The 14,709-nt window shown below is 56.9% G+C and carries 12 protein-coding genes; 4 read left to right on the plus strand and 8 right to left on the minus strand.

What is annotated here, in order from left to right; genetic code table 11:
• Positions 1 to 7 precede the first annotated feature (7 nt).
• The 6 genes from B7444_RS07230 to B7444_RS07255 form a co-directional block, all read right to left on the minus strand.
• Positions 8 to 1,228: a Bcr/CflA family efflux MFS transporter gene (locus B7444_RS07230; protein WP_007283390.1), complete on the minus strand. Its 1,221-nt coding sequence runs from the start codon at positions 1,226 to 1,228 to the stop codon at positions 8 to 10.
• Complete coding sequence (locus B7444_RS07235) at positions 1,221 to 1,967, minus strand: DeoR/GlpR family DNA-binding transcription regulator (RefSeq protein WP_015074222.1); 747 nt, start codon at positions 1,965 to 1,967, stop codon at positions 1,221 to 1,223. Before B7444_RS07235 ends, B7444_RS07230 begins: the two co-directional genes overlap by 8 nt.
• Before the next feature lie 126 nt (positions 1,968 to 2,093).
• A complete protein-coding gene (locus tag B7444_RS07240) occupies positions 2,094 to 3,539 on the minus strand; it encodes an outer membrane beta-barrel protein (RefSeq protein ID WP_007283392.1) in 1,446 nt (481 codons plus the stop codon).
• 51 nt (positions 3,540 to 3,590) lie between these two features.
• A complete protein-coding gene (eat, locus tag B7444_RS07245; protein WP_007283393.1) occupies positions 3,591 to 4,955 on the minus strand; it encodes an ethanolamine permease in 1,365 nt (454 codons plus the stop codon).
• Entirely contained in the window at positions 4,952 to 5,746 is a 795-nt protein-coding gene (gene eutC / locus B7444_RS07250) for an ethanolamine ammonia-lyase subunit EutC (RefSeq protein WP_035730293.1), read from the minus strand. The genes eat and eutC overlap by 4 nt, the downstream gene beginning before the upstream one ends.
• Positions 5,747 to 5,748: 2 nt before the next feature.
• Positions 5,749 to 7,131: an ethanolamine ammonia-lyase subunit EutB gene (locus B7444_RS07255; RefSeq protein ID WP_035730295.1), complete on the minus strand. Its 1,383-nt coding sequence runs from the start codon at positions 7,129 to 7,131 to the stop codon at positions 5,749 to 5,751.
• 182 nt (positions 7,132 to 7,313) lie between these two features.
• Here B7444_RS07255 and qhpR point away from each other — a divergent pair, with 182 nt between their 5' ends.
• From qhpR to B7444_RS07275, 4 genes are all read left to right on the plus strand, one after another.
• Positions 7,314 to 8,375: an AraC-like transcriptional regulator QhpR gene (qhpR, locus tag B7444_RS07260; RefSeq protein WP_035730301.1), complete on the plus strand. Its 1,062-nt coding sequence runs from the start codon at positions 7,314 to 7,316 to the stop codon at positions 8,373 to 8,375.
• Positions 8,376 to 8,415: 40 nt separating this feature from the next.
• The gene (gene arfB / locus B7444_RS07265) at positions 8,416 to 8,838 is read left to right on the plus strand and encodes an alternative ribosome rescue aminoacyl-tRNA hydrolase ArfB (RefSeq protein WP_007284385.1); all 423 of its coding nucleotides are present in this window, start codon (positions 8,416 to 8,418) and stop codon (positions 8,836 to 8,838) included.
• Positions 8,839 to 8,852: 14 nt separating this feature from the next.
• Positions 8,853 to 9,398, plus strand: a complete 546-nt coding sequence (locus tag B7444_RS07270) for a DsbA family protein (protein ID WP_007284384.1) — start codon at positions 8,853 to 8,855, stop codon at positions 9,396 to 9,398.
• An 81-nt stretch (positions 9,399 to 9,479) separates the two neighbouring features.
• Positions 9,480 to 11,609: a M3 family metallopeptidase gene (locus tag B7444_RS07275; RefSeq protein ID WP_231502960.1), complete on the plus strand. Its 2,130-nt coding sequence runs from the start codon at positions 9,480 to 9,482 to the stop codon at positions 11,607 to 11,609.
• Between the two features lie 4 nt (positions 11,610 to 11,613).
• On the opposite strand, the gene B7444_RS07280 is transcribed toward B7444_RS07275, so the two are convergent.
• Positions 11,614 to 12,786: a cytochrome-c peroxidase gene (locus B7444_RS07280; protein ID WP_007284382.1), complete on the minus strand. Its 1,173-nt coding sequence runs from the start codon at positions 12,784 to 12,786 to the stop codon at positions 11,614 to 11,616.
• A 155-nt stretch (positions 12,787 to 12,941) separates the two neighbouring features.
• A complete protein-coding gene (locus tag B7444_RS07285; protein WP_007284381.1) occupies positions 12,942 to 14,597 on the minus strand; it encodes a phospholipase C in 1,656 nt (551 codons plus the stop codon).
• Positions 14,598 to 14,709: the final 112 nt, after the last annotated feature.

Below are 14,709 nucleotides of genomic sequence, written 5' to 3' on the forward strand. Positions count from 1 at the left end.
TTTATATTCAGGGCGTTACCTCGCCCTGATGACGGGATGTCAGTCGGAAACAGGCAAACAGTCCGGCCAGTGACGTCAGCAGCAGGACCAGCCCCATGGGAAGAGCGCTGGTCTTGCTTAGCCCAACCAGTGGGGCGGCCACACCGCCCACCAGAAGATTCAGTGATCCGAGGATCGCGCTGGCGCTTCCCGCGCGGTGGCCCTGCTTTGCGATAGCAAGAACGAAGGTTGCCGTCAGGATCATTCCGATACAGGTCATGTATAGGAAGATCGCAGCTACTAGCAGGAAAAGCGGACCTTTAAAGACGGCAATCAGCGTAATAAGAGCGGCTGCGACGGTGATGCAGATGACCGAGGCACGCAGGAACGTATTGGTGCGTGTCATACTGCCAGCCCGTCCAATAAGCCAACTTCCGCCTACCAGTGCCAGGCCGTTAATCCCGAAGAGGATACTGAAGGTCTGCGGCGTTACACCGTAGATATCCTGATAGACAAAAGGTGTTCCCGCCACATAGGCGAAGCTGCCGCCATGAATAAGGCCAACGGTCAGAGCATAGCCGATGAATTCACGATCCGTCAGCAGGCTATGGAACGTTTCCATTGTAGCGCGAGCCGAATTCGGAAGGCGTCTATGCAACTCAAGAGTTTCGGTCAGTCGAGCGGCGACCAGCCCCAGCGCCAGAACGCCAACCCCGGTCAGGAACCAGAACATGGTGCGCCATGTCGCTGACGGTAAAGCTAAAATTGCGCCACCCAACATAGGTGCAACCATCGGAGCAACCGCGTTGATGATCATCAGTCGCGAGAAGAAGCGTGCGAGTTCCGGGCCATTGAAGACGTCCCGAACCACAGCGCGAGAGAGCACCAGACCTGCCGAAGCTGTCAGGCCCTGCAGGAAACGCGCGATAATGAATGTAGTGATGCTGGATGACACTGCACAGAACAATGAGGACAGGGCAAAAAGAGCCATCGCCCCCAGAAGCGGAATTTTCCGTCCGCGGGAATCACTGAAGGGACCGACCATGAGCTGCCCGACCGCAAGTCCGATCAACGTACTGGTCAGGCTGAACTGAACGGCCGTTTCACTTGTCTGGAAATCATGCCCGATATTTGGAAAACCGGGCAGGTACATGTCGATATTGAGTGGCCCCAGACACGTCAGAAGCCCCAGAATGATGATGAGATCACGCTGGGCAGGACGAGCTGTTTCGGCTGAAGCATCAGTCATGGACTGGAACCTTGAGAATGGACACGCCTGAGGCGGTCATACGGGAGAGCTCGTCGGAAGGGGCATCTTCCGCAACGATGAGGGTGTCAACGGCATCCAGCGGTGCAACCGGGAATCGGCCACCTGATCCGATCTTGCTGCCCTCGGCCATGACCACGACGCGTTCACTTCGACCGAGAACCTCACGCTTGAAAGCCGCCTCTTCAGGATCCCACACGCTTGGCCCTTCCGCGGAAATTGCCCACACACCCAGAGAGCAGAGATCGAACCGGTAATGCTGGAGCGATTGAACAGCCACCGAACCCGTGACCCCTCCGGTCGCGCCATCAAGACGCCCACCAATCATGATGGTTTCAATCTGGCTTGCATCATTCAGAGCGACTGCCACCGCCGGACTGGAGGTCACGACCGTGAGGGGCATATCGCGCGGAAGAGAGGTCGCCAGAGCAATATTGGTGGAACCCGTATCGATGAAGGTTACCTGTCTGGCTTTGAAAAGATGGGCAGTCTGGCTGGCAAGTGCATTTTTGAGGACAACATTTTCGCCCATTCGCGTACGGATATGGGACGCATCCGGCTGCAAACGGAGCGCGCCACCATAAACACGCCGACATTCACCAGCTTCCGCAAGTTCGCGCAGATCACGCCGGATCATATCAACCGGAACATGCCATTCAGTAGCGAGATCGGCCGCGAGGACGCGCCCGTGGCTTCGTAAACGAGCACGAATCTGGCTCAAGCGTTCGTCTTTAAGAATGGAATCTGCTCCGGACGGGCGTAAAACACGCGCAAACCGTCACAAACACGCACAACCTGTCAAGAAATTTCGTACTTGGATACTTTCGCAAGTAGCAGGTGTGGCAGATCAGAAACTCAGCACTGCGTCCAGATTGAACCAGAGCATGTTGCTGGTCCCGTTATTGACGGCCGTGGCAGACGTTGCGGCAGCCTGATTGAAGGGATGAGTTCCGTTCAGGGACTTGTCCAGACGAACTTCGGGGCGAACAGTCAGCTTGCCGGCGCCAAGGTGTCGGTTGATAAAGGGCGGTCGATAGGCCACGCCGATTGTCAGGGCACCATAGGTTGTGGGAGGCGCGCCGTAGTAGAAATAGGGCCGGTTTCGCAGGGCATTCGTGTACGACATAGTGCCAGGATACTGATTGATGATCCCGCCGGTATTGTCGCGGAAAATTTCACCGCGAACGTTCAAGGTCAGGGACGGATGAATGTCCCACGACAGATAGGAGGTGACTCCATAGGCATCATCACGAGACGCATCATCATGAAGGTAAAGCGCTTCCGCCATCAGCGAGAGCGTCTTGTTGACATGATAGGTAGCCAGAAGGCTTGCATTGTATTGCATGAGGCCATTTGCGGCCTTGCCGATCCCAGAGCTGGTCCAGCCAGCGGGAGAGGTTCGCCTGGCACCATTATTACCCTGCGGTCCGAAATGGCCAATGGCGTGCAGGTTCAGTTTACCACCCATCAGGTTGTTCCAGGCAAAGCCGAAATATCCTTTAGGGCGACTGTTGTTCCCGGCCTGACCAAACGTCGTGGAATTCCCTGCATCAATACCGAGGATCCAGTCCATGTGCCGACTGAGATGCATCGTCGCAATGATGCCAACCGTTTCGAAAGGAACGATATAGTCTGACGCGTAGTTGAAGGAATAAAACGGCCGGGCCAGGGCAGGCGTGCCTTCGGCGCCAATCAGGGCATACATCTGTCCGGCCTGAAAATCGATGCCATGACGGAAGATCCACGGTGTATGAACGTCAATATGCGCCTGTGTGGGCGCCCATTGGTAAAGGCCGGTAAGCGTACCGTCTCCCATGCCGATTGTCGGATCAAATCGCGCGTCTGATCCGTACATGACTTCAGCCACAAAGCCGATCCCGTAACCGCCACCTACGGACGTGATGGGATGGGAGATCGAGCCCATGATCTGGTTGAGCGTCACGGTATTGGCACGGTCCAGATAGAACTGGCCGAAGTTTCTTCCAGACCGTGTCCATGGATTGCCGCTGATACCGGCCTCAACAGTCAGATGACCGACCAGACCATCCCAGTAGTACAGGGAATGTCCGGCCTTGGGTGAGAACAGATTTCCCGTTTTCAGGGCCGGAATGTCCGGATCTGTACTGTCAGCCTGATGAGACGTTGACGGCAACGACGTCGGTGGATTGGGATTGGGTGTTCCGTCAGGCGTAATGGCTGTGTTCGACGTGGCTGCCGCCTGAGCATGGGCGAAAGACGGGAGGGCAGTTCCAACGAGCAGGCAGAAGACTGCCAGGACGTGTTTGTCCGACACGCGAAATCCGTTCCTGAAAGTTTCGGGAGGAGCAAAAAGAAGAGGGCAGGCTCAGACCTCTGACGGGATCCGCGCCTGTGCAGCCTGGTATTTTCGCATGAAGAAAACGCTCAGAGCCGCCATGAACGCGATGTAGATCGCGCAAACTTCAGGGTTGTAGTACGTCACGGCCGCCAGAAGGATGACCGCGCCGGTCAGGGCAATGCCCGGCAGAACGGGATAAAATGGTGCACGGTAGGTGCGGGGCAGGGATGGCTCTGTCCGGCGAAGGCGGAACAGGCTGACCATGCTCAGGATGTACATCGTCAGAGAGCCAAACACCGACATGGTCACGAGTGTTGCGGTCAAAGACTGGCCATGAACCGAGAGAACATCATCGGAAAAAATAGCTGCAATTCCGATGACACCGCCGGCAATCGTTGCCGTATGGGGTGTGTGAAAACGCGGATGGATTTTTCCCAGAACTGCCGGAAGAAAACCCGCACGCGCCATGGCAAAGATCTGCCTTGCGTAACCCATGATAATGCCATGCAGGGAGGCGACAAGGCCGAACAGCCCCAGCCAGACCAGCATATGAAGCCATCCACTATGCGCACCCACGACGTGCTTCATGGCCTGTGGAAGGGGATCGTTCAGGTTGGCAAGAGCATGCCAGTCTCCGGCCCCGCCAGCAAAAACCATGACGCCAAAGGCTAAAATGACAAGCGTGAGAACACCGGCGACATAAGCAATCGGGATAGAGCGGCGCGGATTACTGGCCTCTTCAGCCGCCATGGCCACACCTTCGATGGCAAGAAAGAACCAGATGGCAAACGGGATGGCCGCGAAAATGCCTCCCATGGCTTCCCAGCCGAAATGGGGCGCTCCGCCCCAGCCGTCATACAGGAAATTGTCCCATGAAAAGGCAGGGGCAACGACGCCCATGAAGACGAGCAACTCAATAATGGCGGCAATCGTGATGAACAGCTCAAACGTCGCCGCGATGCGCACGCCGACAATGTTAAGGGCCATGAAGATCACATAAGCGCCCAGAGCCGCGACTTTTGGTGAAAGATGCGGAAACTGGACATTCAGGTAAGCGCCGATGGCGAGAGCGATGGCAGGCGGTGCAAAAATGAACTCGACCAGAGTGGCGAGACCTGCAATCAGGCCGCCCCAACGACCAAGTGCGCGGTGACTGTAGGCAAATGGGCCACCAGCCTGTGGGATCGCACAGGTAAGCTCCGTGAAGCTGAAAATGAAGCTCGTATAGACAAGGGCGACAAACACGGTGGCGATCAGGAAGCCAAGTGTTCCGGCCGTGGCCCATCCATAGCTCCAGCCGAAATACTCCCCGGCAATGACAAGACCAACGGCAATGCCCCAGAGATGAAATGCACTCAGGGACTTGTTGAGATGCGTGGGCGCATTGCTCATTGGTCGTTGTCCTTTTCCGGAAGGGGCTTGGAAGTTTCGAGGGCTGTGAGTTCAGGAGCGGCATCTTTGAGACCCACGCCTGTGAGTTTCAGGTGCCTGGCTTCCCGCATCAGCCAAGCGAGTTTTGTTGCCGCAGCAGGGACGGTCATACCGTGTGGGTGAATGTTGGAGAGGCAGTTCCGGGATGAATCGGGACAGCCCACATAGGGCGCGTAGGTTAGATAGACACCCATACTGTCGGCCACGCTGAGGCCAGGTCTCTCGCCAATCATCATGACAACCATCCTCGCACCAAGCATCACGGCAATGTCGTCGCCTAGAGCGACGCGGGCTTGGGTGGCAATGACCAGAGGCGCGACGGTCCAGTCAGCAAGCTGGGCCTGCATGGTCCGAAACAGGGGGATGGCGCTCTGCTGTGTGGCAAAGGACGACAAGCCGTCTCCTGCGACGAAAACCACATCCCAATCACCTTTTGGAAGCGTAACAGCAACTTCCGGGTCAAGCCGCCGTCCGAGATCCGGGCGGCGCAAATAGGTCGAACGGTCGGGCGCGCGGCTCTGAACGCAATAGTATGGCTCGTTCCCTAGAAAACCTGTCAGAGCTTCAATATTCAGAGGCGTATGAACGGCATCCCGTGCCTGGGCGTGGGACGCCTGAAAATCCAGAACATCGTCGGTTTTCAGAGCGTTTCCTGTGCGACCCAATCCAATCCTCGCACGGGTCAGATGGCGTAACTCCTGCCATAGCTCTGGCGTCCGTGATGATGTGGGGATGATACGGTCGTCAGTCATGGTCAGCGCACCATCTGACCAAGAAGGGTCTGTCCGGGCGGAACGTCCAGAACTCTGTCATGCCGTGCATCATAAAGGCCCATCCGTTCCAGCCAGTCTGCAAATTCCGGAGCGGGCTTCAGGTTCAGCAACTTGCGGAGACTCAAAAGGTCGTGAAAGGACAGGCTCTGGTAATTGAGCATGATGTCATCCGCGCCCGGTACTCCGATCAGGAACGTGATGCCTGCTGCCCCCAGCAGGACCATCAGATTATCCATGTCATCCTGATCGGCTTCGGCATGGTTGGTGTAACAGGCATCACAGTCCATCGGCACGCCGAGCAGTTTGGCGCAGAAATGATCTTCCAGCGCGGCCCGAATGATCTGTTTGCCGTCATAAAGATATTCTGGCCCGATAAAACCGACGACCGTATTCACCAGCAGAGGATTATAGGCCCTTGCTACGGCGTAGGCGCGGGCTTCCACGGTCTGCTGGTCCACGCCGTGATGCGCTTCGGCAGAAAGTGCAGCGCCCTGGCCCGTCTCGAAATACATGACGTTGTTGCCAAGAGTACCCCGATTGAGAGCCAGGGCTGCCTCATGGGCCTCTTTCAGAATCCCGAGACTAACGCCAAAGCCTTCATTGGCTTTCTGTGTCCCCGCAATGGACTGGAAGACCAGATCGACCGCACCGCCACGGTTCATGATCTCGAGGGTGTTGGTGACGTGGGTGAGAACACAGGTCTGGGTGGGGATGTCGTAACGCTGGCGGGCGTGGTCGAGCATCTCCAGAAGAGCGAGGCCGTTCGAGACGCTGTCGGTGGCAGGGTTGATGCCAATGACGGCATCCCCCATTCCGCGCAGAAGACCATCCAGGGTTGAAGCCGCAATGCCCTTCAGATCATCGGTCGGGTGATTGGGCTGAAGGCGCGTCGCCAGACGGCCTTCAAGACCAATCGTGTTCCGGAACTTCGTGATGACGCGGATCTTGCGGGAGACCGTCATAAGATCCTGATTGCGCATGATCTTGCTGACGGCCGCAGCCATTTCCGGGGTGATTCCGGCAGCAATGAAGGACAGTGCTTCAGATGTGGCGGCATCGGATAACAGCCAGTCCCGGAACCCCCCGACCGTCAGGGACGCCACCGGCGAAAATGCCTGAGTATCATGGGTATCCACGATCAGGCGCGTAACGTCATCCGCTTCATAAGGGATGAGCGTCTCGTGCAAAAACGTGCTGAGGGGGAGGTCAGCCAGAGCATAGCGGGCGGCAATCCGCTGAGCGTCAGAGTCGGCAGAAAGACCGGCCAGTTCATCGCCGGAACGCGCCGGAGAGGCCTTGGCCATCAGGGTTTTCAGATCCCCGAACGCGTAGCGCTCCCCTCTCAGGGTGCATCCGTAAGCCATGGCCACAATCCTGTTTCTCTGATCTGTGCGAACTCTATCAGAAGACGGTCTAGGTTTTGTCCGTTAGCGCAATTATATCTTTTTCGGATTGATCCTGGCTTGACGCCAGACGACAAGGTTTTGACATTTGACAACAATCCGCCCAACACTTCGCGTTGAGTGAGCAGCAACACGAAGATGCGATGTCATCCTTTTCAAAGTCTCCTGAAACAGAGGCCCATGTTCTCGCCGCAGCCGCAGCCGGGGTGGAAGATTTTCTGACATCTCAGGGCGGGGACATGGAACGGATTGCCGGACGTTCCGGCCTTTCAACGCAGCAATTTGCCTTACCGACCGACGCACTGAACCTTGCGGCCTACTGCCGTCTGTTTGCCGAAGCCGAAACAGAGACGCACAATGGAAATATCGGTTTGCGCTTCGGCCAGCAGTTCAAACCCCACCAGCTTGGCCTCATTGGCTACATCGCACTGTGTTCAGAGACCGTGGAGCAGGCCGTCCGCAATCTGGCTGCCTATTTCGGGTATCATCAGGCCTCTACCGTGACATGCCTGACCGAAACGGCAGAGACGTTTCAACTCGACTACATGATCACTGACCCGACCATTCAGCATCGCCGCCATGATGCCGAACTGACGATGGGTATGTTTGCCAATATCCTCCGGACAGCGCTGGGTCCGGGCTGGACCCCACAGGCTGTTCTGTTCGCCCACGACCAGCCGGAGCAGGCGGGAGAACATCGCGATGCTTTTCAGTCCGATGTCCGTTTTTCGGCAGGGCGGAATGCGCTGATCTTCCGGAGAGACAGGCTGGAGACGCGGATGCCGGGAGCAGATGCCGGTTTGTTGCAGGTCATGAAATCGTCTCTGGTGACACTAACCCGAAGGTCAGAGAATGCTCTGTCAGCACAGACACCGTCTCTGAGACAGCAGGTTAGCGCGCAGATCAGGGCTAGCCTGCCACATGGGGGATGCGAGTTCTGGCAGATCGCAGAGAAACTTGCCCTGTCCCCCTGGACGCTTCAACGCAGACTGGGTCAGTTAGGGCTTTCTTATTCCGCACTGCTGGATGAAGTCCGTCAGATCGACGCCATTCGCCTTCTGGCCGAGGCCACCAGAGACATCAGCGAGATCGCCATTCTTCTAGGCTATACCGAAACCAGCGCCTTCAGCCGGGCTTTTCGCCGATGGTTTGGAATGTCTCCCCGGCTTTGGCAACAGCAGAATAACGGCCGACCCCGTCGATAGGCGTTTCCCGTACGATGCAGCCTCGTGTAGGTACGCATGCATGAGCGTTGAAGTCATGCCCGGTCTGATCCTCCGGGACGAGGATCTGAGAGTCACCTATATCCTTGCCTCCGGCCCGGGTGGCCAGAACGTCAACAAGGTTGCGACAGCAGCGCAGCTTCGGTTTGACGCGGCAGGCTCTCCGGTACTGTCAGAGCGCGTGCGAACGCGTCTGCTCGAAATTGCAGGCAGTCGCGCAACCCGGGACGGAGAAATCGTGTTGACGGGACGGCGCTTCCGCACGCAGCAGCGCAACCGGGAAGATGTTATCGAACGACTGGCGGTTATGATCCGCGAAGCCGCTCATCGACAGGCTTTCCGCGTTCCAACCCGACCGGGTAAGGCGGCTCGCCAAAGGCGAATGGACGGAAAGTCCCATCGGGCGGGGATCAAGCGCAACCGCAAGGTCCGTCTGGACGATTGAGAAGGAAAGACATAATGGCACATCTGTCCGCACTGAAATGGGGAACAGGCACCAGAACATTCGAGATGTTCCTGGAACCGACATGCCCGTTTTCGGTCAAGTCCCTCCGTAAAATTCAGCCTCTCCTTGAGAAGGTTGGAGAGGAGAACCTGACGGTTCACATCCGCCTTCAGTCGCAGCCATGGCACATGTTTTCCGGCGTGATCGTCCGCGCCATTCTCGCAGCGTCCACGCTGGAGCAGGGACGGGGCAAAGCGCATTATGTCCTGCTAGCCGTGGCAGACCATCGGGAAGAATTCGAGTTCACCGACCATTGTTCTGGCCCGAATATGAACACCACTCCGGCTGAAATCCTCGCACGTCTTGAGACTTATAGCGGGGTCGCCCTCGCTGAGGCCTTTACGCTCGAAGATGTCACGAAGGCCGTAAAGTGGCATGCGAAATACTCGCGCCAGAACGGCATTCATGTCTCTCCGACCTTCATGGTGGATGGGCTGATTGATCCGGCGTTCAGCAGCGGGGACAGCGTGGACGAGTGGGCGGGCCGCCTGTTCCCGTAAAGACCTGATGAGACAGGGGGTTGGACGTTGCGCAGCTTCTCCCATACAGTCGCGCCAACGTATGACATTCAGGATGTTTCAATGACTTCCAACCTCTGGATCAGGGCCGCTTTCGCCCTGTCTATGGTCTCTCTTGCCGGGCCTGAAGCACAGGCAGCAGCGGCCAATCCCTTCTTCACGACCAGTACGCTCCCTTATCAGGCCCCACGCTTCGATCTGATCAAGGATAGTGACTACGCGCCCGCTTTCGAGCGGGGCATGGCGGATCATTTGCGCGAGATCACGGTCATTGCAAACAACAAGGCTGCGCCCACGTTCGAAAACACGATCGTTGCCATGGAAAAGGCCGGCCGTCTTCTGGATCGCGTGCAGGAAACGTTCTTTGGCGTCTATCAGGCCAACAGCGATGCAGAACTGGACAAGGTTGAAAGCCGCGAAGCGCCGCGCCTGTCCCAGCATGAAGATGAGATCTATCTTAACGAGCGCTTGTTTGCGCGCGTCAAGAAACTGCATGACACCCGTGACAGCCTGAACCTGAATGCCGAACAGGCGCAGCTTCTGGATGTGTATTACCAGCAGTTCGTTCATGCCGGTGCAGAGCTGTCCAAGGCCGACAAGGTTAAACTGCGCGCCATCAACACCAAGCTGGCCAATCTTGAATCCGTCTATCAGCAGAAGCTGATTGCCGCCGCGAAAGACGGTGCCCTGGTCGTTGACAGCAAGGATGCACTGGCAGGCCTTGATGATGGCGCCATCGCCTCGGCTCAGAAGGACGCGGAAAGCCGCAAGCTGTCTGGCAAATGGGTCCTTCCGCTTCAGAACACGACCCAGCAGCCCGCTCTGGAAAACCTGAGCAAGCGGGAGACCCGTCAGGCCCTGTTCGAACAGAGCTGGAATCGTGCCGAGAAGGGGGACAAGAACGACACCCGCGCTACGATTCCCGAACTGGCCCAGCTACGCGCCCAGAAGGCAGCGCTGTTCGGCTACCCGAGCTTCGCCGCCTACACACTCTATGACCAGATGGCCAAGACACCCGAAGCGGCCGAAGACTTCATGCAGAAGCTCGTTCCGGCCGTGGCTGCCGAGCAGAAGCGGGAAGGTGCCGTTCTTCAAGACGCTATCCGTCGTGATGGCGAAAACTTCACGCTGAAGCCCTGGGATTGGAACCGTTACGCGGAGCAGGTCCGTCATGAGAAATATGCGCTGAATCAGGATGACGTGAAGCCATACTTCGAACTGAAAACGGTTCTGACGGACGGCGTGTTCTTCGCTGCCAACCAGCTTTACGGAATCACATTCAAGCCGCTTACAGATATTCCAGTCTATAACCCGGACGTTATGGTGTTCGAGGTCTTCGACAAGGACGGCTCACAGCTTGGCCTGATGTATTTCGATTACTTCAAGCGTGACACGAAGTCTGGCGGTGCCTGGATGTCCAATTTTGTTGGCCAGTCCTCGCTCCTTGGTACCAAGCCCGTCATTTACAATGTTGCGAACTTCACAAAAGCTGCACCAGGTCAGCCACAGCTCATTACGTCCGATGATGTGACGACCATGTTCCATGAGTTCGGCCATGCACTACATGGTCTGTTCGCAAGCCAGACGTATCCGACGCTGTCTGGTACGAATGTCGCCCGTGACTTCGTGGAATTCCCTTCCCAGTTCAATGAAAACTGGGCGCTCGATCCGAAGGTGCTGGCGCATTACGCCCGTCACTACAAAACAGGCGCGCCTATGCCACAGGCACTGGTCGATAAGATCAAGAAAGCCGCCAAGTTCAACCAGGGTTATGCTCTGGGCGAAATCGTCGCGGCTGCTGAACTGGACATGAAGTGGCATGCTCTCCCGGCGACCGCACCGCGTCAGGATGCAGACAAGTTCGAGGCCGATGCGCTCAACAGCATGGGCCTTGATGTGGCGAACGTCCCGCCGCGTTACCGGTCCAGCTACTTCCTGCATATCTGGTCCAACGGGTATTCCGCTGGCTATTATGCTTATCTGTGGACGGAGATGCTGGATCAGGACGTCTTTGCATGGTTCACGCAGCATGGTGGTCTGACACGGGAGAACGGCCAGCGCTTCCGTGACATGATCCTGTCGAAGGGTCACACCATGGATTACGGCCCGATGTTTGAAGCCTTCTATGGCAAGGCACCGGACATTGAACCGATGCTGGCCCATCGTGGTTTGGCAGCTGACAGCCAGAAGTAAGAACTTACGGACGGGTGGGAGACCATCCGTCCGTCAGGGTTTCGAGGAAGCGGATGACAGCTGTCCGCTCCTCGGGCGTCAGTGCAGGCTGGTCGCCCGGTTTGCGATCCATTGGGGCATCGGTTCGATCAAGGTTTGACTGATACTGCGCCGGTAAATCGTCCGCTTTTCGAACACGTCTCTGTGCGTCGTGACTGTAGAATAGCTCCGGCTGAATGTCTCTCAGAATGTAGAAATCCAGAACCTGTCTGAGATCATGAAAAATGCCATTGTGGAAGAAGACCTTACGGTCCGCCACATTCCGGAGTGTTGGAGTGGCGAACATTCCACAATAGGCGCCTGACTGCTCCGCCCCTCCGGGCATGGCTTCACAAAGCCCCAGATCAAAATGGCCGTTCTCATATGGTCCTGTGACCGCCGTATTGCGTGGGGCACCAAGGGCTTCATATTGCCGGTCAGTCAACAGTGGCGGCAGATTTCCGGGAAGAGGGCGATCCAGATGGCAGGCGGCGCAGTTACCCTTCATGGGGTCATTGAACAGACGATACCCCGCGCTTTCCTGTGGTGTGAAGCGGGTCTTTCCCTCGAGCCACGCATCAAACTTGCTGTTGTAACGGTGAAAAGACGGCTCTTCGATCTGGTATCGCGCCAGAGCGAACATTGCTTCAGACAGAAGCAGATCTGGTGAGGCTTCTGCGGCTGGACCTGCGAGAACCTTGAGACGCTTGGTGTAAGGAGCATTTTCGATCCAGGTACGGGCGATTGAAGGCGTAGAAGCCATCTCCGCCGGGTCAAAAAGCGGGCCTGACGCCTGCTGCTGAAGGGTATCAGCGCGTCCATCCCAAAAAAGTCCGCCCTGCGGAACAATGGCCGTCGTGGAACTGGCGACCGCACTTTTTGCGACGTGTGAGGCGGTTGCGCCAGCAGAGGGCAGGACAGGGGCTGTTTCGCTCTCCGGATTGTCAGGCCCGATACTGAAATTGGGTACATGCTCCAGATAGGCGAGAGACGGAATGGCGCGTCTTCCTGGGGTTTTCAGATCTTTTCCGCCCACGAAAACGGACTGATTATTTGAAGGGCCGTAGTGGTGATGCGGGTCATGGCAGGATGCACAAGAGAGGCGGCCGGACCCCGAAAGCAACGGGTCGTAAAATATCTCCCGCCCGATCAATGCCATTTCCGACAACGACTCTTGTGCAGGCCGTTGCAGAGAGACCGGGCAAGGGTTGCTGCCCTCTGCTGTGGGGAGGCAGTCCTGGGCCCGGAGCAGTCCTGACGGGATCATAGCCAGAAGGAGCCCGGAATACACAGCTCTCCGGACTATTCGTGGGGTCAAAGTGGGAACGCGGACGGCCGCGGCGCAGACTCACCCGTTTCCGGGCTCAGGAAAACAGGGGACAGGCGAGGCTGACGGCTGAAATCGAACAAATCCGTCAGGTCTGCGGCATCCGCGTCGAAAGAACCCTGGCCAAGACGCTGACCATGCAGCCAGTTGTCTTCGATGAAACGGGTGATCGAACTCTGCGTAATCTGAACATGGCTGATGTAGTTGGTCTTCGCCCATGGGGAAATTACGATCAGCGGAATGCGTGTCCCAGGGCCGCATCGCCCATTTACAGGCTGACCAGAAACTCCGGTCGGAGCCGGAGCCGTTCCACAACGACCGGGACCATTCAGTTGATCGGCCGGGTTGTCATATGAGCCATGAGTTGGCTTGACATAGGCGTGGTCGTACCAGCCATCTGAATCATCATAAGCGATGATAATGGCTGTATCACGCCAGTCCGGACTGGTCTGGATCAGATTGATCGCACTGACGACACCGCGTTGCTCATCCAGAGGGTCCGAATACCCAGCGTGCCCATCCTGAAGAGCGGGCATCTTGAGAAACGATACTGCCGGAAGATGACCCGCCCTCACAGTCGCGTAAAAATCTTTCAGATCATACTGATGGTTGGCCGGGTCTTTATGGATGCCGTCTTTCTGAAAAGTCTGACCAATAACATCGGATGATGAGGGGCGAGCATGGGTCGGATTGGCCGTGCTCGCGTAATACTGGAACCAGTTGTGATGGGGAATGTAGTCGGGAATGTTCTGCGCCACCACTGTGGAATAGGTCTGGCGCTTGCAGCCTGTCGTTCCATCAGGGTTACGAAGCGTCAGATCAAAACCGCCCATGAAGCCGCCCCAGCTGACACCCTGCTGGTTCAGAAGGTCTCCGATATTACGGCTGGTCATCATGACCTGTTCTGTCGGAACGGAGCAGACGTCTCCGGCCGGGTCAATGTCGTTGACCATGGTCCAGCCACCCTGTCCATCCGGGATAAACGGAGACTGGACTTCGGGTGTGGAACGCTTCTGTGCAGACTTCACGATCGTCATGCCGTTCGTCTGGCCTGACACGACTTCAAGTGCACCAGGAGTGGAAGGACCGTAAGTGTCGGTATAGGCCGCATCGCTCATGGCGAAGTTCTGCGCGTAATTCCAGAAGGCCGTGACGGTGTTGCCGTCAAAATATCCCATGACCTGCCCGCGGGTTGAAAAAGCACCTACGCCACCCGGCGTCCCGCGACCCGTATAACGCGGGAACAGATCGGCCAGACCGTGATGATAGGCCTGCTGCTCGGCGCTATAGGCATGGTTCTGGTCCGCCGTGCTGGCCTGTGTGCGATCCAGCCGAAATGGCAGTGACGCATCTTTTCCATTTTCCGCACGCGTATTCGGGTTCTTCAGCAGAAGATCAGCGGTGACGAGCGTATTGGCACGTGGTGTATCCGGCCGCGCCTGAAACGTCGGCTCCCCTGCCGGATTAACAGCGGATGGATACGTTCCAAAGTAATGATCGAAGGAAACGTTTTCCTGATAGATCACCACCAGATGCCGAATGGGCGTCGCAGTGGTGATCTTTGGAGGGCCCTTTTCTGCATGGGCTGAAGCCAGCAGAAAAGTCATGAGGGCAGAGAGAAGGAGAGTGGCGCGAAAAGTCATGCAGGCGGAAATCTAGCGTCTCTTGGGGGATGGGGAGGATGGGCGACTATCTTCCTGATCTGTACCGGCAAAAATAACGTGGAGGCCAGAACTTTTCTCCGGCCTGGGTCTG

Origin of the sequence: Gluconobacter thailandicus F149-1 = NBRC 100600 (genome assembly GCF_000964465.1) — a bacterium.
GTDB classification, from domain to species: Bacteria; Pseudomonadota; Alphaproteobacteria; order Acetobacterales; family Acetobacteraceae; genus Gluconobacter; species Gluconobacter thailandicus.

What these genes read in the sequence shown, in the direction of transcription:
- B7444_RS07230 (WP_007283390.1), bottom strand. Translation starts at nt 1,228, where the DNA reads ATGACTGATGCTTCAGCCGAAACAGCTCGTCCTGCCCAGCGTGATCTC.
- eat (WP_007283393.1), bottom strand. Translation starts at nt 4,955, where the DNA reads ATGAGCAATGCGCCCACGCATCTCAACAAGTCCCTGAGTGCATTTCAT.
- eutC (WP_035730293.1), bottom strand. Translation starts at nt 5,746, where the DNA reads ATGACTGACGACCGTATCATCCCCACATCATCACGGACGCCAGAGCTA.
- B7444_RS07255 (WP_035730295.1), bottom strand. Translation starts at nt 7,131, where the DNA reads ATGGCTTACGGATGCACCCTGAGAGGGGAGCGCTACGCGTTCGGGGAT.
- qhpR (WP_035730301.1), top strand. Translation starts at nt 7,314, where the DNA reads ATGTCATCCTTTTCAAAGTCTCCTGAAACAGAGGCCCATGTTCTCGCC.
- arfB (WP_007284385.1), top strand. Translation starts at nt 8,416, where the DNA reads ATGAGCGTTGAAGTCATGCCCGGTCTGATCCTCCGGGACGAGGATCTG.
- B7444_RS07270 (WP_007284384.1), top strand. Translation starts at nt 8,853, where the DNA reads ATGGCACATCTGTCCGCACTGAAATGGGGAACAGGCACCAGAACATTC.
- B7444_RS07275 (WP_231502960.1), top strand. Translation starts at nt 9,480, where the DNA reads ATGACTTCCAACCTCTGGATCAGGGCCGCTTTCGCCCTGTCTATGGTC.
- B7444_RS07280 (WP_007284382.1), bottom strand. Translation starts at nt 12,786, where the DNA reads ATGGCATTGATCGGGCGGGAGATATTTTACGACCCGTTGCTTTCGGGG.
- B7444_RS07285 (WP_007284381.1), bottom strand. Translation starts at nt 14,597, where the DNA reads ATGACTTTTCGCGCCACTCTCCTTCTCTCTGCCCTCATGACTTTTCTG.